We start from the raw sequence: 25,069 nt of genomic DNA on the forward strand, positions 1-25,069 counted from the left end.
GGGTTATGATCTACTATGCCAGCCGTTCCAGCTGGAAGAAAGCATTTCACAAACGTGGCGACTGCCCCAGGGCCCTAAACCTTCGCCACCATTGCGACGGTCGCCATACTGGCAGAACAACCATTGTTCGTACTGATCAAAGAAGCCAGCGTGTACTACGGCTTCCTGTTCGTTAAGGCGGGCCGACACGGTCTGCACCGACGCCAGAATGCTCCGTTGTGCTTCCGCGTAGCTCGCGGCTACCTCGTCTTCAACGGCCCAACAGGCGGCAGTAGCCCAATCATCCAGCAGATCAGTCGCGGCCATTGTCGGGCATCATGATGTTGGAACCAGGCATATCATTGCCATTGGTGGTGTGATCTACCTTAACTGGGGCAAAAGCCCCTAATACTTTGAGCATGGTGGTGGTAGCATCCTTGGCGTCGTGCAGTTCCACCGACATACCGTACCGAGTAGGCGTAATCTTCTTGATCATGCCACCGGCTTTTGCCTCCAACACTTTCACGAGGCTCAAGCGAACTTCCTCCTTTGGAACTGTTTCGCCATTCACCCAGCGCTTGGCTTTCGGGTTGCGGGCTAACTCCATTTCCATCCGCAGCAGTTCAATCTTTTTCATTTGCCGGACAGACTGGGCCCGCTTCCGGTACTTGGTCTGAGCCTTGCCCGAGAGTAGAGCTTCCGTGGCGATAGCAACCTCTTGCTCAAATTCCATCTGGTCCTTGAACTCGGCTACGATATCCTTCAAGGGCTTGTGAATGCGCGGGGTGTACTCTACTACCACCTTCTCCATCACATCCTCGATAGACGCCCGGCCCCACTGGCTCATGCGCACCGTAGCTTCCTCCTGGCTCATACCCAGCTCAATAGCGCGGGCTTTGATAGCGGCCAGGATCCGGTCATCCTTTAGCAGGTCGCGGGCCGTCTGCTTGGCGCGGGACTCGCTGTATTTAGCTGTGCGGGCGGCCTGTGCTCCTTTCCAGTGTTGGGCATAATCATCCACGAACCGCTTTTGTTGGTCGGTCAGGGGCCGGGTGTCGGCCGGTAGCTCAGGCTGGGAGGGCTGTTCGGTAGCCATCGGAAATAGAGGGTGAATATTGGTAAGCTGGTAGGCGGAAAAAGCCGCTGCTAGGCGGCAGCGGCTGCAGGAGCAGTGGTTTCCGGAGTGTCGGGACTACTCTCCGACGGCAAGGTCTGCACGGCCGCATTCACGGCCATCACGAAGCGGGCTACATCCTGATCCGCAATTCCCAACTGCTGCGCGACGCGCCCAAGGTCCAGGATGGTGTTGATGCTTTGCCCATTGGTAGTATAATCAACCTTTTGGGCAGGGTATTCCCCGAGCAACCGCAGGATATAATCAATGGCCGTCATAGCGCAGTGCAGCTCTATCCCGGTTTCGACTACCTCTACCGGCCCATCAGCCGTTTGCATCGTGTAGCGCTGTTGCGTCACGGACTTAATCAGGTGCAGGTTTTCCTGGGCTTCCTCAGTAGTCAGGTTGATGCGAACCTGCTCGCCGGTGGGTGTGGTAACCACCTCCAGAAATGACTGCATGCTACTACGGCCGATCTGAGTCAGGCGCATCAGTGCTTCGGGTCGGGTGATGCTGGCCAGGCGGGTGCGTTGCTCTACAGCTGCGATGATGGCAGGATCCTTCAGGAACTCCTTGGCTATTTCAGCTGACCGCCGCGGGCTATACCCGGCCTTCTCGACCGAGGCTACTGCTTGGCCGCTTTCGGCGAAGAGATCAACAAAGCGCTTTTTGCGACGAGACAAGGGAGCACCAGAAGCTGAAGATGACATACCGAGATGAATAAGTATTCGAGGTAGGGTTAATTGTCGAGATTTACGGCATAATGATACGATATATCGGTGTAATTGCTAAGAAATGGCCTGAAATTGGTCACGTGCCCTCCTACACCCACCAGCGTTGCCTTGAACTTGGTGCGGGGTTTATCGAAAAAAGGTGTGTACCTGCTGAATTGGCAAACAGGTAACGAAAAGTAACGGTGGCCTCAGTGGCTTTGGGGCGAATTGGAAGAGTGTGCGAGCGAGATAGTGAGGGTGTTGGGCAGGGTCCGAAATCCGGACTTTGGTTGAAACCGCCCCAGTGCGTCGACGTCATTCTGCTGAAATATGCATCCTACATGCAGTGGAGCAGGTTTTCAGCGCGGCGACTATATTCACCGCAGTGATACAAGGAATCTCTATGAGAAACGGCCGAGGTGGCATGCGGCAATCCCTGCCTGGCTCCGTTCAGGCACCGGTGGCGAGCGTTACCTTGTAGTCCAGCATCCACGTAAGTAGGGACTGGAGGTGATAATAGGAGTTTTTTTGGGTTGGGTCCAGGGTTTGATACAACTGCAGGGCCTCTGCTCCTAGGAGCAGTACGCTATTGAAGGCCTCGACGAGTCGGGCGTTAGCTAAGTCCTCGTTTATCTCGCTCTCTATCTGGTCGGCCAAGGATAGCGGCACAAACTCTCCCCCTGGCTCCACCCGATATACCGGAAGATCTTCTCCCAAGCGGGCCCCCATGATCCGACGGAAAGACATGTCGGTTTGGATAGCAACCACCTGGCTAGATAGCTCAAAGTCGGCTGGGCCACTGGTTCCGATGTATTCTCCCCGGCCGTCGTAACCAGCGAAACAGCTGGCCAACTCCTCGTGCAGGGAGTAGGGCCGAATACTATCCAGGTCCTCTTTATAGGTCGGCTTCCAGTTGGTTGTGTCTTACCTGTCTCCTATGCCATTCCACTCCCAATTATCATCTTCCCCATCGCCATACTGCTCCAGGGTCTTGATTCGATTCTCAATAGCGAATCGCTGCAGGTCACCTTCATAGGTGGTGAAGAAGCTATGCAGCGTGCCAACGGCTTGCACAACGCTTTGGTGCAGCCCATGCAGCGCATTACGCAGTACGGCCAGCTCGTAATATCGCAAGGAGCGTTCGACAATAGCGGAAGGGGTATCCAGATCCTCCGCCTCCAACTCTTGCTTCATTTCCTGCTGATACTCCCGCATGGTTTCGCGGGGCACCGTCACGATTTCATAAGTAGAAAGACCGCGAGTGTAGGCGTTGAACAATTGCGCCAAATTATCTTCTGCCTGTATAGGTTCCAGGATACGGTAGTGCATGGCTATGAGGAAATAAGAATGAAGAAGGTAGCGCAGCTGGGGCTAGGCCCCGGCGCGGGAAATAGGTGCAGTGAATTGGGTAGGAATAGACTGCCCATTAGCCAGGGCGCGCGCCGTAACAATCAAGGGATGATCAGCCCCGATCTCGTCACCGAATTCATTAATTGCTGATGTCAGTTCCTTTTCCAGTTCCTGGACGCGCTCGTAAGCAGCCTGCGATAACTCCGTGAACACGGCCACCGCAGGCCCAGGCTGTAGGGCTATTTTCACGGTTCGCTTGGCAGAGCCCGCCGTTACTTCAATCATGCCATCGAGCGAGATATACTGCAATACATCGTATTCCTGCTTGGCTTCGATCAGCACATTCTGCAGGCGGGTCAGGTAATCCAGATTGGTAGTGGCCATGGAGGTGGAATTGATGTCGTGAATGAATAAATGCATCGGGGGCATCAGGTGGGCTAGAACGGGTCTTGCTCATCATCCTGATTACTGCCGGCGCTTTGCTCCAACGTGTTGAACGTCATCGCCAGGGGAGAGTCCCCCAGGTCTTTGTACTGGCCATATGTGAGGTTTGAATACAGAATTACCTCTTCCAGTGGGCCGTTTCGATGCTTGCCGAAGATGATCTTGGTAGTGTCCTTCGTCGGATTCCCCAGAGCATCTTCCGTGATTTTGTAGTACTCGGGGCGATGCGGAAATACAACCACATCCGCATCCTGCTCAATGGCTCCGGACTCGCGCAGGTCTGACAGCTGCGGCTCCTTCTCACCGTCCCGTTTCGTCACCTCCCGGCTCAGCTGCGAGAGGGCCAGCACCGGGACGTTGAGTTCTTTGGCAACTTCCTTCAGGGTGCGGGAAATGCTGGCTATTTCCTGCTCACGCGAGCCACGGTCCTCACCTCGCATCAGCTGGAGGTAATCAACAACGATCCAACGTATACCGGCTTCCGCCTTCAGCTTAGTGGCCTTCGCCCGAAACTCGCTGATCGAAAGGCCTGGGGTCTGGTCAATGAGCATGGGCAGGGGCCGCAAGGATTCCGCTTTGGCCCGAATAGAGCGGGCTTCGTCAACACCGCCGTGAAAGTTGCCCCGCGTCAGGCGATTCGTCGAGTAGCCGGCCACCGTGCCAATCATCTTGGTGATCAGCTGGGTGTCGCTCATTTCCAGCGAGAAAAACACGCCGGGAAAGCCCTGTTCTGCTGCATGGCGCACCATGTACAGAGCCCAGGTAGTCTTGCCCATCGACGGCCGCGCGGCAATAATGATCAGATCCGGCGACTGCCACCCCCCGGTAATGCGGTCCAGTGTGCGCAGGCCACTTGGTATGCCTGTTATCCCCCCAGGTTGCTGGGCTGCCAGCTCTATTTTGTCCAGTGTGGCATCCAGTAGCTCGTGTACATACATCGGCCGCTTGATCTGCAACACATCGTGCAGCCCATTCATGTCAGAATAGGAGTCACTGATCAGGGCGTGAGCATCATACACTGGGTCATATGCTTTAGCCAGAATACGCCTGGCCACGTCGGCCATCGTGCGTTTAGTGTATAACTCCAGCAGAAAGGCACAATGAGTATGCAGGTGGGCAGCCGAGTTAATCTGCAGGGTTAGGTTTGCTACGTAGTGCGCGCCCCCTACCTTATCCAGTTTGCCATCTACCCGCAGCTGGTGGGCAACGGTGGCTATATCCACTGCCCTCCCCAGGTTGTAGAGCTTGACAATAGCCTGGTATATATATTGGTGCTTGTCCTCGTAAAATACCTCGTGATTGTTTCGCAGCAGGCTCATGCCCGTCTGCAAACCTGCTTTTTCAAGCAGCATGGCGCCCAGCGTGGCGATTTCCAACTTTATATCACTGGGCGGGGGCAGGGTTTCGGTACGTTGGGGCGTTTTCATTCGATGTCTTTGGTTTCCATTTCCAGAATTTTATCGGCCATGCTATCCGACGTCCGAGCAGGGGTGACAGGCGCAGTTGTTTTCCCCTTTGGTTGAGGATTGCCTTGCCGGTTCCGGCACCACGTGTTGGCCGTTTTCCAGGCATTGCGGTTTTTCTTCAGCAGGGGCTCCCAGTTGTCCATCGCTGAAAAGACCTCCTGGAGTAAGGCCACTCCCCACTTACTGCGTAGATCAGCAAGTTTTTCGGCCGTTAACGGTACCTTCATTTTCAGAACCTGCGGGGCATGCTCTTTGGCCCACGTCTGCCACTTGGCAAAACGGTCCTGGGTCAACTTCCCACTATCCGAAGAAGATGAGCCATTACCCGTCGGCGAAGCCGCGGTATGGATAGGTTCTTCACTGATATTTCCCTTGGTATTTAAACTGTTATTTATGTCCGCAGATTTTGCGGGAGCTTCCCGCAGATTTTGCGGTAGGTCAACCGCAGATTTTGCGGGAGCCTTCCGCAGATTTTGCGGGAGCTTATCACTACCTACCGCAGATTCTGCGGGAGCTATAGCCGAACTGGGTTCGGCATCTGCTACTGATTCTGAATCTACCGCAGATTCTGCGGTAGCTAATGACTCCCCCTCGTGAGCGTCACTGCCTCCCCTACCTACCGCAAATTCTGCGGTAGGTAGGGAGCGACGTGGATCAAAGGCCAGCGGTTCTTTTGAGGTAGGCGGCCCAAACACGAGACCAGGTACTTTGGGTGTAACAATACGCCGGCACCAAGCGGGCCTTTTCTGATCCAGGTCCCGGATAATAAGCCCTGCCTTATGCAGCTGGGTCATGGCATCCTCCACCGTGCGCTTTTTCATCACACAACGCTTCGCGAAATGATCATCCATGGCAAAGACACAGTGATGCGGCCGGTGCAAGTCGATGATTTCCGATAAAACCAGCCGGGCCGACCATGTAATCAGGTCGATGGGCAAGGCCAGCACTTCGGGCGGGATGATTAGAGCACGGTTGGAGGTCTCGGTAGTGGACATGAGGCGGGCAATAGGTGCGCGGCTGACGAGGAGCCAGCCGCGAGACCAAGGGTAGGAGAGACGTCAATCCTGTTGCCGCAGGAAATTGAACTATAGAAAGGAGGGCGGCGGAACTGGTTTCCTACTTAACTGGTAAACCTCAGAGGTGGAGTGATAACCATGGCAGCGAGCAAGAATAGACAAGGAGCCGTACAGTGGCGACTTCAAAAGGCAAGCACCATAGGCTAGGACGCTCTATAATCAGTCATCAATTGCTGCAGCGGATCTATAGACTTATCGTGCGCGGGCAAGAGCAGGAGGATGCGATAAATTCTCGAAATGGTTCTGTAGATAGCCTCTGAATCTGCGCCGTCTGTATAAGCCACAAACAGATTCTGAGTCAAATGCTTCAACTCAGGAATATCTACTAACGTCGAAACCGGGCCTTGTCCACTGGCCATGAGTTCAGGCAAGTTGTCTTTCACAGTCGCTAACTGGAGCAGCACGAGATTAATAAACCGTTTAGGGTCTTTCGCATCCAACAGCATCTCATAGAGGTGGCGAGCTGCTTCCATCATCTGGTATTTGCCCTGACCAGCGCGACCTTTCAGGAAGCACTCTAAATGCTGGGCAATCGTTGCTTGGTCATCAGCCTCCGTCGTGCCAGGTTTGCGCATGGCCCGGCGCATCTCCTGTTGCATCTTCTCCCCGTCTACCAAGGCCCGGTCAATCAGTGTGTACAAGTCAAGCCAGGCTTGCACACCTTCTTCGGATTCGACGTCAATCCGCTCCAGATGATTCCAGGATATGTAATCGCTGGAAATAGAACTTAAGTAAGACTGAGCCCGGCCCCGTCCGAAATAAGTCTGAGTAAATAATTCAGGATAAGCATGGATTCGGTCAGCGATCCGATTCTTAAGCTGCTTTATGCGGTTCGCTTCTGCTTGCCGAATAGCGCGAATCAGAACTTCTTGTAATTGAAGTCCGGCTTCCTGAGTGAAGCCAGGCCTGGCGAGTAGCTTGGAGACCTTAGCCGTTTCCACACAGTCCAATGGGGAGTTATTGGCCATGTAAAGCAAAGAGTCTTTCAACCAGCTTTGTAGAGGTTGCGGTTCGTCTGCGGACCTAGTATCAGGTAAGCCAGGTATACTGATAAAATCAGGATCCAGCGCCTTTGTAGATGTACTGGTAGTACTCTGTGCAGTGATTACATTGATCTGGCGAGTTTTCATTTTCTTTGTGGTGAGCTAGCTGCTCATGAAGAATTGAAATGCGGGCATCCGGCCAGGGATGCCCGTTTTTTTTGCTCTGCTAGGGGCGAATAGTAGAGGTCGTTACATAGCGTGTCTGATTGACAGCTGGGTAGTACACCAGCTCACCGACGCTATGCTCCTGTATGGCTACTTCGCAGAGGGTAGTAGGGGTAGCCGGTGTGAAAAAGCACTCTTCTACCAGAGTCCCTTCTTCTTCTTCCAGAGCCGAGCGAAAGGAAGAGTTGGTGGAGCCGGGGAGGTAGAGGGAGATACCGGTGCTCGTGCGAGCCCAGCCGATGATTGGCGCGGGCGTAACCTGCACCGGCACCGCAGTAGAGCTATTGGTGACGGTGTACACGGCGAGTTGGTCACCAGGACGAACCGACGAAAGCGAAACCTTCTTGCCCTCCGGGGTTACCACATGATACTGAAGGGGAGCTTGGGGCCGCTTAGCTCGCTTCGCACGAGGTGCGCGCTTTGATTTGGCAGGGGCATCAGCCTTGACTGCTTTGGCTTTCGTAGCCGAAACGCTAGCAGTGGCAACAGGAGCTACTACAGTAGCAGCGGTGATTTTGCGAGAAGCTTTCATAGAATGAGGAATTGAAAAAGAGTGAAGGTTGATTAAGCGTTAAGGCGAGGCCAGTCGCCATGGGTTGAGTGTGATTCTGTTTGTAGTTCCGCCGGTGCAATGCCCGCCCGGAGCATCGCTTCAAAGGCCAGCGGAAGGTATTTGTGCACCCCAGCTTTTGTGAGCTGAGTAAGGGTGCGGCCGCGGCGCATCTGGTCATCCATCCATGCCGCCGTTGCTGCTTTGGCAGGCTCCAGTTGCCGCAGCAACTCTCGGCCCGAGGTGGAGGGTGGGCAAATGCCCGCGAATACACCTGCCTGCACATATTCTGCGGCTGTTTTACCCGTCAGACAGCGCATAATGTTGTTGTGATAAGCAGCTAGGCCGTGTGCGCCCGCAGGCTGAGCCAGTAAGTGTTGCGCGAGTTGGGTTTCGGCGTCAACCTGAGTGGACCGGTTGGTTAACCCCAACAGAGGCAAGCCCTGCAGCGGTTGTTCGTATCCGCGCAGTTGGGCTTCCAGGCGCTCGAATTCAGCCAGAAACATGCGCTTGATGTGGGCATAATTTCTTCCCGAGAACCCGTTCACCAAGCTTTTGAAGCCGGTGCAAGTCATCAGCACACTACGCTTGCGCTCATTTTGGGCATCGGTATAGAACCCTTCCCCAAAGTTGCAGCTGCGAATAGAAGGCAGCAGCTTCAGTTCATCGTAGATGCTGAGAACGTCTTCGTGTTGCTTCTCAAAGGCAGCGGCTACCCGCAACGTATCAGTTGCCGCATTGCCAGATTCCGTAGGAAACACGAGCTCCCGCATTGCCTTAAGCCTTAACAGGTTCGGCCTGGGCCGCTTTCCAGCGAGCGTATCCTTCCGGATTATTCTCTTGAGCCAGTTCTTCAACGGCACCCCAATACTTGGAGGCGACTGATTCAGACAGTACCACGTTGGACAGGTATGCAGGCTGACGGCATTTGGTACGCGAAACGAGCGTACGCAGAAACCCATCAGGCATCAGCTCGCGGATAGTTGGAATGTGGGTGTCCATATCGAATATTAGAAATGCCGTACATTGCGGCCGTTCTCGTGATGATGATGATGACTAATGCAAATGAACATCATATACGGACAAAGAGCAAGAAATAACGAACAAAACCCTGCACAAAAACTATGGAAGAACCACAATCAACTATTAACCAACGCATTCAGCATCTGATTGATAACTTGGAAAAAGGCTCACAAGCTTCGTTTGCACGTAAAATAGACGTGCGAACAGGCACGGTAGGGGACATTCTGGGCAAGCGCCAGAGTAAGCCAGGCTACGATGTTCTGTCAAAAATCGTCTCTTCTTATCCGGAATTACGTGCAGAATGGCTGCTAACCGGCGATGGTGACATGCTGAAGCGAGATCCTGCTGTAGCCTATGAAATGCAGGTGCCTACTTTTAGCCAGGCGGATGTAGATGCTAGATTTTTGGAGGAGGTGCAGCGCTTGCGCTATGAGGGTGCTTTCGATACCTATTCGGAACTGGCCACCATTCTGCAGGCCCACCGCAGCATTATCTCCGAAATTCAGTCCGGCCGCTATCACTGCACGCTTAAACTTGTCTTTATGCTCGACGCGTACTTTGAAGTAGACTTACTCTATATCATCCGGGGCGATGGCAGTACGAACCGACCCAAGATGCCTAAGCCGACGGTCGCAGTTGGCCGGCCTGCGAAATCAGCTACTCCCTCTCTAACGGCCACGCTGAAGCAGGCGCGCACTTCTGAACTGCGACGCCAACGCATTGAACGCACGAAAGACGAGCCAGTGTGGCGGCAGATGCTCTTCACCCTAATTGGAGAAACCTACCACCCAGAAGTAAAGTCGGACAGCTACCTGCGGGGGCTAGCATTGCAGATCCTACCCTTGTTTGAACGGGATAACGGCACCGTAGAAGATCAGCAAGCCTACTTTGAAATGATCCAGCGCGAGGCCCGCGAGTACGCCGCCACGCTGCCAGAGGAAAGCATCCTACTGCCCAATACCAACTCCGATACGACTAAATAGCCTATGCCATACTCAGCCCACCCACCGCGGTAGGCACCCTAATATGAAAATGCCTATAGAGGCTCTCTTAGAAAAAATAGATATACAGAAAAGCCCCACCTGATATCAGGTGGGGCTTTGTTGCAGTAGGTAGGCTCTACTACTCCAGGACACACACCTGTTAACCCGGAGCAAGCGGTGCAAACATACGACTGGGGAAAGTGTAGCATAATCACACCCCGACCCTCATGAGTTGTTGTCTTAGACGCCCATGGATTCCAACGCCCACTGCATTCGAAAAGAGAAAGACCGAGGCTGTAACGTTTTCCAAACGCCCGTTTATATAATGTTATATTCTGGGTTTGTAGCCTCTGCCGACTACTTTATTGGCAAAGGCTATATATATGATTAGCTAGCGGAGTTTCCCATATCGGCTTGCAGCCGGGTCGCTATCTGGATCAGATGCTGTTGTACTTGATCAAAGTGTGCCTGGTATTGGAACAGGAAGTACGTCGTATGGGGCTCCCGAAATAGATGGGTAGGCAAGCCTAGTCCCTGCAGAATGCGCTGGACCAGTTGAGGCATTGGCTTTGGCACATGATTGTTTTTGAAATTGACCAGCATCGTGTAATTGATGGGAGGCTGCTGGGCTTGTGCCCACGTCTTGAGAGTTCCGTGAGCAAAGGAGCCAAGCACATGCTGGCATACTCGCACAGCTACCTCGTACGAAATAGATCGGCTCGGATCCAGAAAGAGTGGCCGGCTCACCGGGGCCATTGCATGTGGGTCTTCCATACCTGACTACATGCCAATGCGCGAACGGAGAGCTCGCTGCTTGGCTAGGTGAAACTACGTGAACTTATCCTGAATTGATACAAAGCTTATCCTACGGCGGCACCTCTACGGTACTGCTCTGCTAAGTGCATCTCTTCCCCATTCGCTTGCCCAGCTAATTCTAACCTAGTGCTAATACCTGTACGCAGGCAACAGATGTAACTACGCTATGCTCAGCCATATAACATATTCCATACAGAATTGAAGTGGTAACACTAGGATAACATATGCGCGTGAGTTGCATCCTATTTTTGTGGTGGCTTTCAGCCCGTCATCTCTCCTCCATCTATTACCTGTTGCATGAAACACTCCTACCAGCGCTGGCCGAGCGCCTGGAAACTGCTGCTACTCGTCGGCTGCCTGCTAGCGGGCCGGTCCGCCTACGCACAGACGGCGACCCAGGAATCCTTTGACACCGGCACGAAAACTACCTATCCGGCCGGCCAAGTGGCGCTTAGCTCCGGCTCCTGGACCCTGGACGATGCCCTGCTGGGTACCAGCGCCGAGGACCATCGCATGGGCACCCAATCCGCGCGCCTGCAGCAGCGCGGTACGCTCACCATGGATTTCTTCTTGGCTGACGGCGCCTCGACTGTTACGGTGCAGCACGCTGCCTACGGCACCGATGCCAGCTCTGCTTTTGAACTGTATTACCAGACCCAGGGCTGCGCCGACTGGGTGCGCGTGGGCCAGCCAGTCATAGCTAGCAGCTACGCTCTACAAACGGCTTCCTTTTCCGTTAACGTGCCTGGTAGCCTGCGTTTCCAGCTGCGCAAGGTAACCGGCACCGCCGCCCGCCTTAACCTCGACAACTTCACCGTGGCAGCCTTCGCGGCCACGCCGCCGCTGCCCGTGGCCGGGGACAATCAGCATCTGACGATGGGCAACCCCAGCGGGGCCGTGGCCGACGTGAACCAGCCCTTTAACTACCTGCTGGAAAAGCCGCAGTATGCGCTGAGCTACCACCGGGACCGAGGCACCCCCAACTGGGTGAGCTGGTACCTCTCCCGCGACTGGCAGGGCTCGGCACCCCGGCAGGACGACTTCCGCGCCGATGAGACCTTACCCGCCGGCTGGTACCGGGTACAAGGCACCAGCTATTCCGGCTCGGGCTTTGACCGGGGGCACAACACCCCTTCGGCCGACCGCACCCGCTCGGTAGCCGATAACTCAGCCACCTTCCTGATGACCAACATGATTCCGCAGGCGCCGAACAACAACCAGCAGACCTGGAACAATCTGGAGGGGTACTCCCGCACGCTGGTAGGCCAGGGCAACGAACTCTATATCATCATGGGCAGCTACGGCAAGGGCGGCACCGGCCGCAACGGCTACCTGGAAACCATCGACCAGGGCCGCGTGACTGTGCCCGCCCGCGTGTGGAAAGTGATTGTGGTGCTGCCCGTGGGCACGGGGGACGTGAGCCGGGTGAATGCCAACACCCGCATCATCGCCATTGATACGCCCAACGACAACTCGATCAGCCCCAACTGGGGGCAGTTCCGCACCACGGTCGATGCCATTGAAGCCGCGACGGGCCTGGACCTGCTCTCGGCCCTGCCTGTGAGCGTCCAGCAAGTCGTGGAGGCCCAGGTCGACAACGGTCCTACCAACTAGGTGCGTCGATTCCCTTTCCCTTTCTGACTTTTTCCGCTTCCGATATGCAGGCTTTTTCCTCCCTGACGCGCGTGCTCACGGCCCTGCTAGTGCTGCTGAGTCTCAGCAGCCAGGCCCAAATACAGTTGACCAGCGCCGACCCTGTTACCCAAACCTTTGATGGCTTGGGCACCAGCGCCACAGCTCCCGTCCCCACCGGTTTTCAGCTATCCTCCGGAGGGAGCTCCCCGGCCTATGGGGCGGCTAGCAACACAACCGTCACTACCCAGGCCGCAGGTACCTCTGGTAGCGGGGCGCTGAACAGCACCTCCACCGGCGGGGCGTACAACTTCGCCTCCGGTGCCACGGCCACGAGTACGGACCGGGCCTTGGGTTACCTGTCCTCCAACAGCTATTCTTCTCCCCGCGACTTACTGTTGGCCGTGCGCAACGCGACGGCTCAGCCCATGACCCGGCTGCTGCTGGAGTATGACATTGAAAAATACCGCACCGGTACCCGGGCCTTTGACTGGCAACTTCGGCTCAGCCGGACCGGGGAAGCGAATTCCTGGTCTGGTTTCGTGACGGAGGGGTCTCAGACTTACCCGGCAGACGCGACAACGGGCGTACTGGCTACGCCTACGTCCATCCGCAAGTCCGTTGAACTCGGCCGCTTGGAGGCCGGCGCCACGCTCTACCTGCGCTGGTCCTACGTGGGCAGCGGCGGCAGCACCAACGCCCAGGCCTTGGGCCTGGACAACCTGGTGCTAACCCCCACCTTGTCCACTGCGCCCGCGACGCCCACGCTGACGACCGGTACCATTAGCGGCAGCCCCTTCTGCGTGGGCAGCTCCGGGGCGGCGGTCACCGTACCCTTTACGGTGAGCGGCGGTCTGAGTGGCCCCTTCAGCGCCCAGTTTTCCGACGCTGCCGGCGCCTTCTCTTCCGATCTAACCCAGAACCTGATCGGCACCGGCTCCACCTCGCCGATCGCGGCGACCCTACCGGCGGGCACACCGGCCGGTACCGGCTACCGCATCCGGGTTATCCACGCCGCCTCGGGCACCATGGGCACGCCCAACCCCGCGGACCTGACCCTCATCACCCCGCCGGCCAGCAACGCCGTGACGGTTGACCCACCCGCGGACCAGGGCCTGACGACTACCGGCACCGGGACGCCGCTCACGGCCACGGCCACGGCACCGTCCTCGTTCGTGTGGCGGTACGCCACCACCAGCACGGGCCCTTTCACCACGACCCTGCCCGGCGCCACCGCCGCCACCTACACGCCCAAAGGCAGCGACTTCGGCACGGCCGGTACGTATTACGTCGTGGCCCAGGCCACCAGCACCTGCGGCAGCGTGCCGGCCACCAGCTCCCCGGTTACCGTTATCGTCTCTGCTCCCCAGCCCACGCTGACGGTCACGCCCAACCCCGTGCCCGACTTTGGCAGCGTCGTGGTGGGTTCCGCCTCTTCAGCTACTACCCTGAGCCTGAGTGGCAGCAACCTCTCCGGTCCGGTTACGCTCACCCCGCCCAGCGGCTTTCAGCTGCGCACCGGCACCACCGCCTTCAGCTGCGCCCCGCTCACGCTCACGCCCGCTGGCAGCACCCTCTCGGCCACCGTGGAAGTGCGCTTCGTGCCCGCCCTGGCGCAGGCCTATGCGGCCACGATTGCCGTCAGTTCTGTCGGGGCTTCCTCCCTCCCCGGCATTCAGGTATCGGGCACCGGCACGAGTCCGGTGTATCCGCCCAGCTTGAGCACGGCCCCGCCCACCGCCTTGACGGCCACCACCGCTACGGCCGGAGGCGAGGTGCTGGAAGATGGGGGCAGCCCCGTGACGGCCCGCGGCGTGGTCTACGCCACTACGCAGGCCCCCACCACCCAGGACGACTTTACCTTAGCCGGGAGCGGCCTGGGGGCCTTCACCAGCACGCTGACGGATCTGCTGCCCAACACGACCTACTACGTGCGGGCCTACGCCACCAACGCCCAGGGCACCAGCTACGGCCCGCAGGTCAGCCTGACGACCGCCCCGGTGGCCCTGGCCGCCGAGCCTACCCAGGGCAGTACCCTGGCGGCCACCACCGTTGCCCCCACTAGCGTGACGCTGCGCATTAGCGGAGGTAACGGAGCCAAGAAGCTGCTGCTCGTTACCCCAGGCCCCGTCTTCTCGTTCCAGCCCCAGGACGGCACCACGTACGCCGCCAACGTCACCTACGGCCAAGGCGACCAGCCGGCCCCCGGCACCTACGTGGTTGCCGCCTCGGCCGCCACCACCGTTACGGTGACTGGTCTGACGCCTGACACGGAGTACACCTTCGCCGTGTTCGACTACAATGACGACAACACCAGCGGGGCCGAAAACTACCTGCTCACGCCCTACGGCGAGTTGACCCTATCCACACCCGCGCCCCCGGCCGGCCTGCTGCTGACCGAGGACTTCGCCTACCCGGCCGGGGAGCGGCTCACCGATCACGGCTGGACAGCCCACAGCGTTCCGGGCACGAACTCTATTCAGGCAAGTGCGACGGGACTTAGCTACCCGAGCTACGGCCTGACGGCCGGCAGCGCGGCCGCGGCCCTTACGGCGACGGGCGAGGACGTGCACCGCACCTTCATTCCGCAGCCGGCTGGCACGGCCGTCTACGCATCCGTGCTGGTGAACGTGAGCAGCGCCGGCACGGCCGACTATTTCCTGCACCTGAGCCCCGACCCGGTAGTCTCTACGTTTCGGGCCCGCCTGTTCGTGCGCTCTGCCGCCGGGGGCAGAATCCAGTTTGGGGTTTCCGGCAGCGGCACCACGACCCAGTACGATCCGACATCCTACGAGCTCAACCAGACCTACCTACTACTGGTGCGCTACACCTTTGGCCCCTCGGGCACGGAGACCCGTCTGTACGTGAACCCCGGGCAGACAGAGCCCACCACGGCCAATGCCATCAGCACGGAGGCCGCCAGCTCCGCCCCGGACAATATCGGGGCCGTTGCCCTACGCCAGGGGGCTAACACTTCTCCGCTGCTGCTCGATGGCCTGCATGTGGCCAACAGCTACGCCGCTGCCCGCGCCTTTGTGGCCCCGCTACCCGTGACACTCACCCGCTTGACGGCCCAGCGCACTGCGGTCGGGGAAGTTCAGGTAGCCTGGACCACAGCCCAAGAGCTGCAGGCCCGCTCGTTCCGGGTGCAGCGCTCGCTGGATGGAAAGACCTTCACCATGGTGGGCAGCCTACCGGCGGCCGGCACCAGCAGCCAGGCCCGGCAGTATCGCCTACTGGACGCGGCTGCCCCCGCGGGGCTGCTCTACTACCGTCTGGAGCAGGAAGACCAGGATGGCACACGCCACCAGAGTGATATCGTCACCGTAACTCCCCGCGTCGCCAATGGCTCCGTGGCAGCCCTGCAGGTGGCCCCCAACCCAGCCGTGGCCGGCCAGCCGGTACAGCTCACGCTGACGGGCCGTGCCGGCCAGGCAGTGGAAGTACAAGTGCTTGACGAGGTGGGCCGGGTACAGTATCGCCAGCCTCTGCGGCCAGCCGCGCAGCAAGAGCAAGTGCCGCTGGCCCTGCCCCCTACCCTGCCCGCGGGGACCTACCTGCTGCGCGTGAGCGGTGGCGGCAGCCCACCGCTGCACACGCGCCTGGTGCTGACCCGTTAACGGGTAGCTATCATAACATCTATAAGAAAAGGGCCACCCATTGGGTGGCCCTTTTCTTATAGATGTAATACTACTTAGTGCGTCACCTGAATCCGTTCGGAGATGGCGTCCTTGCCTTTCCCGGCGCGTAGGATATAAAGTCCATTGGGTAGGCTACGTACGTCCAATACCGCTTTACCCTGGGCGCTACGTTGCGTCTTTACTTGATGACCAAAGCTGTCGTACAGCCTTGCCTCAAATGATTCAGCCGACGCGCTGGGAACTACACTTGTCGAGTTCGTATCCAACGCATCTACCTGCACCTCCGAACTCACCGGGTTGGAGGCGACTCGGTACGCTGTTCCCAAACTAGGAGCATAGAAGGCCCAGCGCCCCACTATCGGGCAAGGTGCGTTAATGGAAGTAGCTGTTAGGGTGATGCCTTGCCCTGGCTTCAAAATAAAGTGGGTGCCGCCGCCGCTGGTTTCCGTCAGATAAAACCCGGGGACGTTCGTGGTGAAATTAAATCGATAAGGCGAATTCAAAAATACGCCGACATCTGCTCCCTGCGGATTGGTAATGCCCAGGGATTGATACGTGTTCATCGGGATTTGATTGCTGTAACTGGGGCTGTAACCGCAGTAGTAGTTGCCGGCCACCTCGGCCGCCGGAAAATCAATCGGCACAGTCGTCGTGCTCGTGCCACACCCGGTGATGGTAACGGTGAAGCTACTGCTGGTGCCGCTGGTAGCCTGCAGCACGAAGGTGGAGGGGCTGGTCCGGAAGACAGAGACTCCACTACCCGCGGAGATAACGTAGTTGAAGCGCGAGTCGTAGTTGGTGATCTGGTAGTTTTTGGTGGAGGTGCACTGCGAGGTGCTGGACGTCATGCTAAAGGTCGGCGTGGGGGGAGGCCCCAGCGCGGTGATGATGACTGTACTGGTAGCCGTGCTCTGGTCCGGCAGCGTCACGGTGAGAGTGAAGGAGGTCGTGCTTGGCACGTTGACGCTCGGATTCAACGTACCGGCAAACACGTACGGACTGCCGGTTACCCGCCAACTGTACGTGGCTCCGGGGATCGGGCACCCCTCGCCAAGCGTGACGTTAGTTGGGGTACACACCGTCCGGTTTTGCCCAGCAGTCGGGATGCGATACAGGGCTACCTCGTCCACATACACGTAGCTTCCCCGGGTGTTGTCGCCATTGATGTAGCCGTAGGCTCCCGCGTCCGATTGAAATTGTCCCACCGTGAGGTATTGCTCCCCTCCGGCGGCCGTAAATTGGCCGGAAATCCGGTTCCAGCTGGAGGCCGTGATGGCTCCACCCCGGGCGTTGCCTACATTGTTCAGGACACTGGCACTGCCACTCTGTAATGTCTGATAGCCGCCGGCACCATTTTGCATGGCAACAGGGCTGGCTGTACAGTTAATACCGAACCCCCGGTTGATCCCATAGGCCGACCACACCGTATTGGCGGCCCGATAGACGTAGAACTCAGCGTAGTATTGCCCGGCTGTCAAGGACTGCGTTAGCTGCGAGCTGGCATACTCCGCATAGGGCCCTCCATAATACGAACTGGCTGGCGCTTGAAACAAGCCGATATTTGCCTGGTCCATGTATACCGGATACTGCCCCATCAAAGCGGTATTAGGGTTCACTAAAGCTGCCGCCGCTGGGTTAGCAGGGTTGGACGCGTTCAGCGCATAATACTCTGGCGTGCCTTCCGTCGGGCTTGACCAACCGGATACTTGGGAAGTCATGGGATTCGAGTCGGGGTTGTTGCTGGCCCAAGTCCCACCCCCCATATTGTTAATGCGGCTGGGAGCGGCAACTTGGGTTTCGAACCCGCCATTCGTGACCAGATCACAGGCACCCCGTTGCGCTACGGAGGTGGCGGCAGGTGCTCCTGCTCTCTGAATGGCGCCAGGCTTCTTGTTGAGTTCCTGCTCTACCTCACGCAATCTGGTGCGGTAATAAGCGCGCCAAGCAGGGTCAGCTTCTTGTGCGTGACTAAGCTGGCTGGTAAAGAGTAGACCACCACAAAGCAAAGCGGTGGCCCTTTTGAAAAGGGATACGTGTTTCATAATAGAGGAATGATATATGAATGGATAGCTAAACATAGCAGGCTGTGTGCCCCGTATCCAGGTCATTATTAGATAAATAGTGACATATGGATGCTTGATTTAAAATGCTAAATATGTATAGTAAATATAATGCAGTATATGTGTGAGGTATTCCTTATGCATATAATATGCATAAGGAATACTTTGTGGATAATATTGCAAATACAGAGTATACACATGACCTTCATGGTATGGTTTAACCTTACTATGCAGTGTATGCAGTTGTTGACCTTTGCAAACAGGAAGGGCGGTGTTGGAAAAAGTACCAGCGTATGGGCTGTAGCCCATTGCTTGGCGAATGCCGGAAGCCGGGTGCTTATGGTTGATTGCGACCCACAACGCAATCTGACGATGTGCTTGCCGCAGGTAGCGAAGGACAAGTCCTTAACTCAAATAGCCGAAGGTTCCTCCTCGTTGGCCGAGATGATGCAGCCAGTAGGGGAACGCCTGTGGCTGGTAGCTGCTACGGAGTCTTTGACAGCTGCTGAAAAAGTGCTGGGTGCGGACATGGCGTACCCCATGTTGTTTCGCAACGCACTCGACGGACTAGAGGAGATGATAGACTACGTCCTATTCGATACCAGCCCTTCCCCTAACTCCCCATTGGCGTTAGCGGCAATGACTGCCTCAACCTACGTATTCATACCGGTACAGCCGGAATACTTTGCTTACGAGGGGCTGCAAAGTTTGCTTGATATCGTAGGGCGTATTCAGAAGAACTACAACCCAGGCCTGCGGGTAGGCGGGTTGTTCCTGACGAAATATTCTCCTTCCTACCGGCGTAGCCTACACCACGAGTTCGTTGCGATGATGAAGGAGCACCCAGAGCTGGGCCCGTTGGTCATGCAGACCACTATCCGGGAGAATGTGTCGGTAGCAGAAGCCCAGGTGCAGCGTCAAAGCTTGTACGAGTGGGCCCGGCATAGTAATGCCCTGCAGGACTACGAAGCGCTGACACAGGAAATACGCAAAATGTCTACCTTATAAACATCATCTGCATTACCCATACAAGCTGTATCATATGGCTGCTAAATCCAAATTCGGGCTTACCAAGCTAGTTTCCAACACCGCTGAGAATCCGGACGACCTGTTGCTAGGAACGGCAACACCCAAATCAGCCCCCACTACGTCGACTCCCGTTGAGCAGCCAGTAGAGGAGAGGACCCGGTTCACTAATACACTGCCTACCGAGGTCTTTCGCCAACTACACCAACTCTCGTTCTGGTCACGCGAGGATATGAGCACCATTCTGGAAGAGGCCTTGCTTGCGCACTTCGAGAAAAACCCGGATGCTGGCAAGCCACTCCCGGAAAAAGAACGTGTGAAGCGGAAGCTCCCTCCGTACCCAGGTACATAGCTGATATTCAGCACGTAATACGCATATTATGTGCCGTTTACAAAGGTGTAAAATGGTAAAAAAATCGCGGCGAAAATTCTTGAGTTGTACTAATTTTTACCTGCAAGAATACTTTGATTTCATGCCTACAAAATCGCCCTAAGCAAGCTAGCTTTTTACATATACTATATTAGTAATTACGGAGGCCGTAACTTATTGTCTTTGTGTGGTCTAAAGGGATACATGCCTACAAAATCGCCCTCTTATGCCTACAAAATCGACGTTTGATGCCTACAAAATCGCCCTTTCACGCCTACAAAATCGCCCGGTTGCGCTGCTTATGCCTACAAAATCGCCCTTGATTCCGGCTATCGACAAAACGGTTGCGCAACACAACGCGCTGATCAACGCGCGCTTCAGTTTTGTACCGCTGGAGATGCGCTTGTTTATCTCTCTGCTTACCCGTATTGAGCCGGGAGATGCGCAGTTTCGGGAGCATTTCGTACCCATGGCCGAGATCATTCACGAGCGCACGGGCGGCTCAGCTTACGAAGAGGTGAAACAGATGTGCAACAACATTACCTCCCGTCGCCTCTACATTGAAAAGCTGGTAGATACGCAACAGGGCACGCGAAAACGCAGCAAGAAACCGGACTTCGAGTTCATTCCACTCATGGCCAAGGCGGCCTACGAAAGCGATCGGGGAGGGGTAGTAGCCTCCTTTAACCCCTTGATTATGCCCTACCTACTCCAACTGAGGGAGAGCGGCAACTTTACCTTGGCGCAGCTGGAGCAACTCAATAAGCTCAAGAGCTTCTACTCCTACCGCATCTACTGGCTGCTGAAGGAGTACGCTACCTTCAAGGAACGGACGATTACCGTTGCCCAGCTGCGTTTCCTGCTGGATCTGCAAGAGGGTGAATACCCACGCTTCAATAATCTGCGCACCCGTATCCTGGACAAGGCGCAGACGGAGATGCAGCAGACGGATATGTCCTTTACCTATGAGTTACAGAAGCAGGGTAAGGCGGTGTCAGAGGTAAAGTTCCTGTTAGGTGCTCCCCAGGCGGAGCAAGTCATGCCTACAAAATCGCCCTCAAGTGAAGTACCGGCTTGGACGCGAACCTTAGCCGAGATAGGAGTGGGGGAGAGGAGCTTAGCAGTGGTTAGTCAGCAGCTTGAGGCAGGAGAGTATGATGTAGACTATATCGCCTACGTGGTGCGTATCGTCGAAGGGCAATTCCGTAAGGGCAAGATCAAAAAGCCCGCCGGAGCTATTTACAAAGCCTTGATCGAGAAATACCTCTATGCTGACTACCAGCAGGCGAAAGCGGCGGTAGAAACAAAGAAGAACCCTCAGGGACAAGCAGCCGGCAAAGGCATCGAAGTTGCTTTACGCCTGAGCGAGGCGCAAGAGATGTATGACAACCCCGGGCCCTATGCCCAACGCCAGAAACGGGCCGCCACCTTTGAGCAGCATCTGTATCAAGTGTATCTGCAGGACGGGTTTGCTGTCGAGCAGCGGGGTGGAGAGGACTGGCTAGTGAAGCGAGAGTAGTATAGACTACAGGCTAGCATAGCAACCACTAGACGAGAGCTTTCGAAAGGGTCTGGAGGTACACAGTATTCTACCTGTGTGCTTCCAGAGCTATTCTCATTACTGGGACTATCGCCTTAAACGTAGATAAGGTCAATGAAGCTTTCTATAACGGTGCAGTTGAAAAGAGTAAATGCGGTATGGAGCTTTCAATGTAATTATAAACATTTTTCCGGTCAATAGCCCTGGGCATCTGTCCACGTACAGGATTTTGTCTAATCTCTATTAATTGTATCAGTTCTCTACTTCCTTATGAAATCAATTGTTTTGATAGGATGCAAATGAACTTGTCCTGCTATAGTCCAAAAAATAAAAGCAGAAGCTGTCTGGTGCTAAGACATTATAAATCGCTCATTTTTCTCTAGTATTGTCACCATATTCCGCCCGATTCTACGCGAGCGAATAGATTAATCATTGCATTACTATTTGTCTAGGTAGGCGTACCGGCAGTCTCTTTTATCTACTTGCTTTCCGCAAACACCTCTATTCCTATGCGCTCCCGCGCCCTTCTTTTGGCTTGGCTGCTACTTGCTAGCCTACGCGCCATTTCCCAATCAACTAGCCCCACAACCTCCTTCTTGCCGCACGTACCCCCGGCCCCTACCACCGCGGCTTTAGAACGCTATGCGCTTATGCCCGTGAATGAGGCAGCCGGTACGCCCAGCGTTTCTATACCCCTGTATCAGGTGCGTAGCGGCTCGCTCTCTGTGCCCATTTCGCTGAGTTATCATGCTTCGGGCGTACGCGTCAGTGATGGGGCTTCTTGGGCGGGGTTAGGGTGGAGCTTGCAGGCGGGCGGCGCCATTACCCGCATTGTGCGCGGGGCACCCGACGATGGTCCCCAAGGCTTCGAACACTACGCCGACCTAGTGCCCTATATGCGAGATATCGGCATAGCCACTCACGGCGGCTTTCTAGACCGAGTGGCGAAGAATGAACTTGACTACCAGCCGGATCTGTATACGTTCACGATGCTGGGACAGTCCGGCAGCTTCCAGCTAGGAAATGACAAGCAATTTCACACGCTTCCTTTGCAGCCCTTGCATATTCAGCGGCGGGATTCAGCATTCGAACTGACGGATGCCAGTGGAACGCGTTACTACTTCCGGAGCCCAGAGTACATGTTCGTACGGGGTAAAGCACCTATTAGCTATCAATCGGCCTGGTACCTGAACCAGATTATCTCGGCAGACCGAGCCGACACGATCCGGTTTACTTATGAATCGCGTGGCCTGCAACAACGATCTATTTCGCAGCAACAAACCTTTGTGACGGAGATACGCACGGATGGGTCATCACATTTGGATCGAAACCCTACAGAGTCGTTTGATGAAACGTCTTCGATTTCCAGTCAGCAAACGCTGAAAGTGCGGCATATTTATTTTCGCGGGGGAGTGATCGACGTGGCTACGGATGCCAGCCGGCGCGATATTCCAGGGGACATGCGCCTGGTATCTCTGACAGTACTGTCGGCTTCCCGTCGCGATACACTGCAGCATGTACGGCTATTTCACTCGTATTTCGGCGGTGACAAACTAGGGGATGATGCCCGCTTGCGTCTTGATTCTGTACGCACGCAGGCCTCCGGGCTGCGTTATCCGGCCTATGTGCTCACGTATAATCAACAACCGCTGCCTAACCGACTAACCGGAGCTCGGGACCATTGGGGTTATACGAATGGGGCTGCGCAGCCTATCTCACCTAAGAACACTCCTCTACACATCCCTACAACGCTGGTTGGCCGGTATTTTAGCACGAGTCCCTACGTATACTCAGGAGCGGACCGGGAGCCGAATCCCAAGTTCGTGCAGGCCGGCTTGCTTACTCAGATTCGTTATCCGACAGGGGGCTACCAAAAGCTAGTCTACGAACCTAACACTGTAGCTAAGCGCTATACTGTACCTACGCCCGTGACAACGGTCGAGCTGCAAGGAAATGGTCCCGGTGATTATGCAGAGGATCAACTGTGCCAAAGCAAGTTTCAAACGCTTACAATAACGGAAGAAGCGCCTATTGGAACGTATAGTTTGTATGCCTCCCACCCTCTTACAACGGAGGGCCGAGGGCACCACAACGCCGTAGCTACTATCACGGATATTACCCCTGGATATAGCCAGACCGTTGTCACGACTATAACGACGCAGTTTGGGACGACGGCTACTTGGGCGGGGCAGGGCGGTATTCCTTGGAAGAAAGATCATGTTTATCAAGTAGAACTGCGAGTTTGTGGTAGTGCATCGGCACGCCTAGTACTGACACATCAGTCCGGAGTTCGGCTAGATGCCTATCGAAACGAGGTAATAGGTGGCGTACGGATACGAGAGCTACATCTGCAGCCTGCACCACAACAACCCCTGTCCATCAAGCGCTACTATTACCAAGCTCCAGGCTCGACGTTAAGCAGTGGCTATCTGGTTGGCAAATCTGTGCCCCTATATAGCCGCCAGCAAATTACGCGGGTACGCGGGGTATTTAATAACTGTAGTGACTGCGGCATGGGTGGTCCGCCACCGCCACCAGTTGACATCGTATATACCGTACTCAGCTCTAATTCCTACACAGAATTGTCGGGCAGTGACCGGGTAGCAGGATACTACGTCGTGCAGGTAGTGGATAGCTCCAGTACGGGCGAAACGGCTGGTCGTACGATCAGTTGGTATGGAAGTATGAGTGATGATGGTGGAGGCTGGAATCCACCTGTTCCACAAATCAGCAATAGTTGGCAACGAGACCACCTGCTACGGCAGGACGTCTATACAACTGAGCGGACGGGACAGCAGTTAGTTTCCCGTCTGGAAAACGAATACAAAGTATCGACTGACTCCGTACAGATCATGGGCTTCAGTGCAGGCCTTAACGCAACCATCACCTACGACCCCTTCTCCACCGCTGAACGAGATGGCGTGTATGCTTACGGGTGGGAGAAGACTCGGCAGACGATTGGCTGGCAAGCTCTACATCGGACTAAACGCTATCAGTACAACATACGAGACACAACCAGCTACCACCTGAGTACGACCTCCTACCAGTATGCTAACCCTCGCCATCAGCAACCGACCCTAGTCGAAACCACTGTATCGGGCGAAGTGCGCCAGCAGCGGACTCGCTACGCAGCGGACTACGATACGGCGCAAGTGAGTAGTAGTGAGGCGCTAGCAATCCGGCAATGGCTGCGCAATCATCAGGTAAGTCAAGTCTTGGAACAGACAACCTTACGAATCCGTGGTACCGACACGCTCGTCACGCAAGGTAGTCTGCTCCTGCCACGTATTCTCTCACCAGGGATAGTAGTACCCAACCAGCAACTGGCCCTGCGCTTGGCGGCCCCGATTTCCGTAAAGAATTTTACCTTTTCCGCCATCCGACAGGGGGCGTTAACTTACGCGACTGCCTATCAGCCCGAGTTGATCGTAGACCACTATGATACGCAGGCGCGCATCACTCAAGCCCACACTCCGCGCGGGGTCAGTACTAGTTACCTCTGGGATCAGTTCAGCGGGCAACTCCTAGCTGAAGGTAAAGCCTTGTCGTTAGATCAATTAGCCTTCAGTAGCTTCGAGCCGGGTGCATCGGGCAGTTGGACATTTACCGAGGCTGGCCGCGTGCCTGGAGGTCTAAGTGGGGAGTGGTCCTATGACTTGGCTGCTGGTCGCGAGTTAACGCGCGCAGGTCTAGCGCCAGGCATCTATCAACTCAGTTTCTGGGCAATGGGGGTGCCGACCATAGTGGCTGATCAGACCACACAGTTCTTGTCTGCCCCCGTTGCCCGCCACGGCAATTGGGCACTCTATCAGGTTCGCGTTCCGATTCGCAGTTCGATACGTCTCAATAGTCAGGGAACAAGCGTGCGGGTGGATGAGGTGCGGCTGCACTTGGTCGGCAGCCAATTGGCGACCTACACCTACCGACATTTGGTAGGCTTAAGTTCCCAAACGGGCCCAGACGGACGCACGCTCTTTTATGAATACGACGCGCTAGGCCGTTTGCAACGCGTGCGTGACGAGCAAGGAAGAATCTTATCCGAAAACGAGTACCGCTACGCTCGCCCCTAAGCCCGGCT

General features: G+C 56.0%; 18 protein-coding genes. 6 read left to right on the plus strand and 12 right to left on the minus strand.

Annotation, left to right across the window (positions count from 1 at the left end; all coding sequences use genetic code 11):
* Positions 1-3: 3 nt before the first annotated feature.
* From K3G63_RS21995 to K3G63_RS22045, 11 genes are all read right to left on the minus strand, one after another.
* Positions 4-306: a hypothetical protein gene (locus tag K3G63_RS21995; protein ID WP_220616308.1), complete on the minus strand. Its 303-nt coding sequence runs from the start codon at positions 304-306 to the stop codon at positions 4-6.
* On the minus strand, positions 293-1,075 hold the full coding sequence (locus tag K3G63_RS22000; RefSeq protein WP_220616309.1) for a terminase small subunit: 783 nt from the start codon (positions 1,073-1,075) through the stop codon (positions 293-295). Before K3G63_RS22000 ends, K3G63_RS21995 begins: the two co-directional genes overlap by 14 nt.
* A 50-nt stretch (positions 1,076-1,125) precedes the next feature.
* Positions 1,126-1,776 (minus strand): terminase small subunit, encoded by a 651-nt coding sequence (locus K3G63_RS22005; protein ID WP_220616310.1) that lies wholly within the window; start codon positions 1,774-1,776, stop codon positions 1,126-1,128.
* Positions 1,777-2,256: 480 nt separating this feature from the next.
* A complete protein-coding gene (locus tag K3G63_RS22010) occupies positions 2,257-2,553 on the minus strand; it encodes a hypothetical protein (RefSeq protein WP_220616311.1) in 297 nt (98 codons plus the stop codon).
* A gap of 177 nt (positions 2,554-2,730) precedes the next feature.
* On the minus strand, positions 2,731-3,135 hold the full coding sequence (locus tag K3G63_RS22015) for a hypothetical protein (protein WP_220616312.1): 405 nt from the start codon (positions 3,133-3,135) through the stop codon (positions 2,731-2,733).
* A gap of 42 nt (positions 3,136-3,177) precedes the next feature.
* Positions 3,178-3,540: a hypothetical protein gene (locus K3G63_RS22020; RefSeq protein WP_220616313.1), complete on the minus strand. Its 363-nt coding sequence runs from the start codon at positions 3,538-3,540 to the stop codon at positions 3,178-3,180.
* A 53-nt stretch (positions 3,541-3,593) separates the two neighbouring features.
* On the minus strand, positions 3,594-5,027 hold the full coding sequence (gene dnaB / locus K3G63_RS22025; RefSeq protein ID WP_220616314.1) for a replicative DNA helicase: 1,434 nt from the start codon (positions 5,025-5,027) through the stop codon (positions 3,594-3,596).
* Positions 5,024-6,061: a hypothetical protein gene (locus K3G63_RS22030; RefSeq protein ID WP_220616315.1), complete on the minus strand. Its 1,038-nt coding sequence runs from the start codon at positions 6,059-6,061 to the stop codon at positions 5,024-5,026. Before K3G63_RS22030 ends, dnaB begins: the two co-directional genes overlap by 4 nt.
* A 224-nt stretch (positions 6,062-6,285) precedes the next feature.
* Positions 6,286-7,272: a hypothetical protein gene (locus K3G63_RS22035; protein ID WP_220616316.1), complete on the minus strand. Its 987-nt coding sequence runs from the start codon at positions 7,270-7,272 to the stop codon at positions 6,286-6,288.
* Positions 7,273-7,351: 79 nt separating this feature from the next.
* A complete protein-coding gene (locus K3G63_RS22040; RefSeq protein WP_220616317.1) occupies positions 7,352-7,882 on the minus strand; it encodes a hypothetical protein in 531 nt (176 codons plus the stop codon).
* Positions 7,883-7,914: 32 nt separating this feature from the next.
* Positions 7,915-8,757 (minus strand): Rha family transcriptional regulator, encoded by an 843-nt coding sequence (locus K3G63_RS22045; RefSeq protein WP_220616318.1) that lies wholly within the window; start codon positions 8,755-8,757, stop codon positions 7,915-7,917.
* A gap of 267 nt (positions 8,758-9,024) precedes the next feature.
* Between K3G63_RS22045 and K3G63_RS22050 the strand changes: the two genes are divergently transcribed.
* The 3 genes from K3G63_RS22050 (at position 9,025) to K3G63_RS22060 (ending at position 15,974) form a co-directional block, all read left to right on the plus strand.
* Positions 9,025-9,906: a hypothetical protein gene (locus K3G63_RS22050; protein WP_220616319.1), complete on the plus strand. Its 882-nt coding sequence runs from the start codon at positions 9,025-9,027 to the stop codon at positions 9,904-9,906.
* A 1,113-nt stretch (positions 9,907-11,019) separates the two neighbouring features.
* Positions 11,020-12,336 (plus strand): DNA/RNA non-specific endonuclease, encoded by a 1,317-nt coding sequence (locus K3G63_RS22955; RefSeq protein ID WP_259404644.1) that lies wholly within the window; start codon positions 11,020-11,022, stop codon positions 12,334-12,336.
* A gap of 44 nt (positions 12,337-12,380) precedes the next feature.
* Entirely contained in the window at positions 12,381-15,974 is a 3,594-nt protein-coding gene (locus K3G63_RS22060) for a fibronectin type III domain-containing protein (RefSeq protein ID WP_220616320.1), read from the plus strand.
* A 74-nt stretch (positions 15,975-16,048) separates the two neighbouring features.
* On the opposite strand, the gene K3G63_RS22065 is transcribed toward K3G63_RS22060, so the two are convergent.
* On the minus strand, positions 16,049-18,037 hold the full coding sequence (locus K3G63_RS22065) for a T9SS type A sorting domain-containing protein (RefSeq protein ID WP_220616321.1): 1,989 nt from the start codon (positions 18,035-18,037) through the stop codon (positions 16,049-16,051).
* Positions 18,038-18,292: 255 nt separating this feature from the next.
* Here K3G63_RS22065 and K3G63_RS22070 point away from each other — a divergent pair, with 255 nt between their 5' ends.
* From K3G63_RS22070 to K3G63_RS23120, 3 genes are all read left to right on the plus strand, one after another.
* Positions 18,293-19,063, plus strand: coding sequence for a ParA family protein (locus K3G63_RS22070; protein ID WP_220616322.1), 771 nt, complete (start codon positions 18,293-18,295; stop codon positions 19,061-19,063).
* Positions 19,064-19,677: 614 nt separating this feature from the next.
* A complete protein-coding gene (locus K3G63_RS22075) occupies positions 19,678-20,970 on the plus strand; it encodes a replication initiation protein (RefSeq protein WP_220616323.1) in 1,293 nt (430 codons plus the stop codon).
* A gap of 746 nt (positions 20,971-21,716) precedes the next feature.
* The gene (locus K3G63_RS23120; RefSeq protein WP_220616324.1) at positions 21,717-25,061 is read left to right on the plus strand and encodes an RHS repeat domain-containing protein; all 3,345 of its coding nucleotides are present in this window, start codon (positions 21,717-21,719) and stop codon (positions 25,059-25,061) included.
* The last annotated feature ends 8 nt before the right edge of the window (positions 25,062-25,069 follow it).

It is taken from the genome of Hymenobacter sp. HSC-4F20 (assembly GCF_019599275.1).
In the GTDB taxonomy this organism is placed as follows: Bacteria; Bacteroidota; Bacteroidia; order Cytophagales; family Hymenobacteraceae; genus Hymenobacter.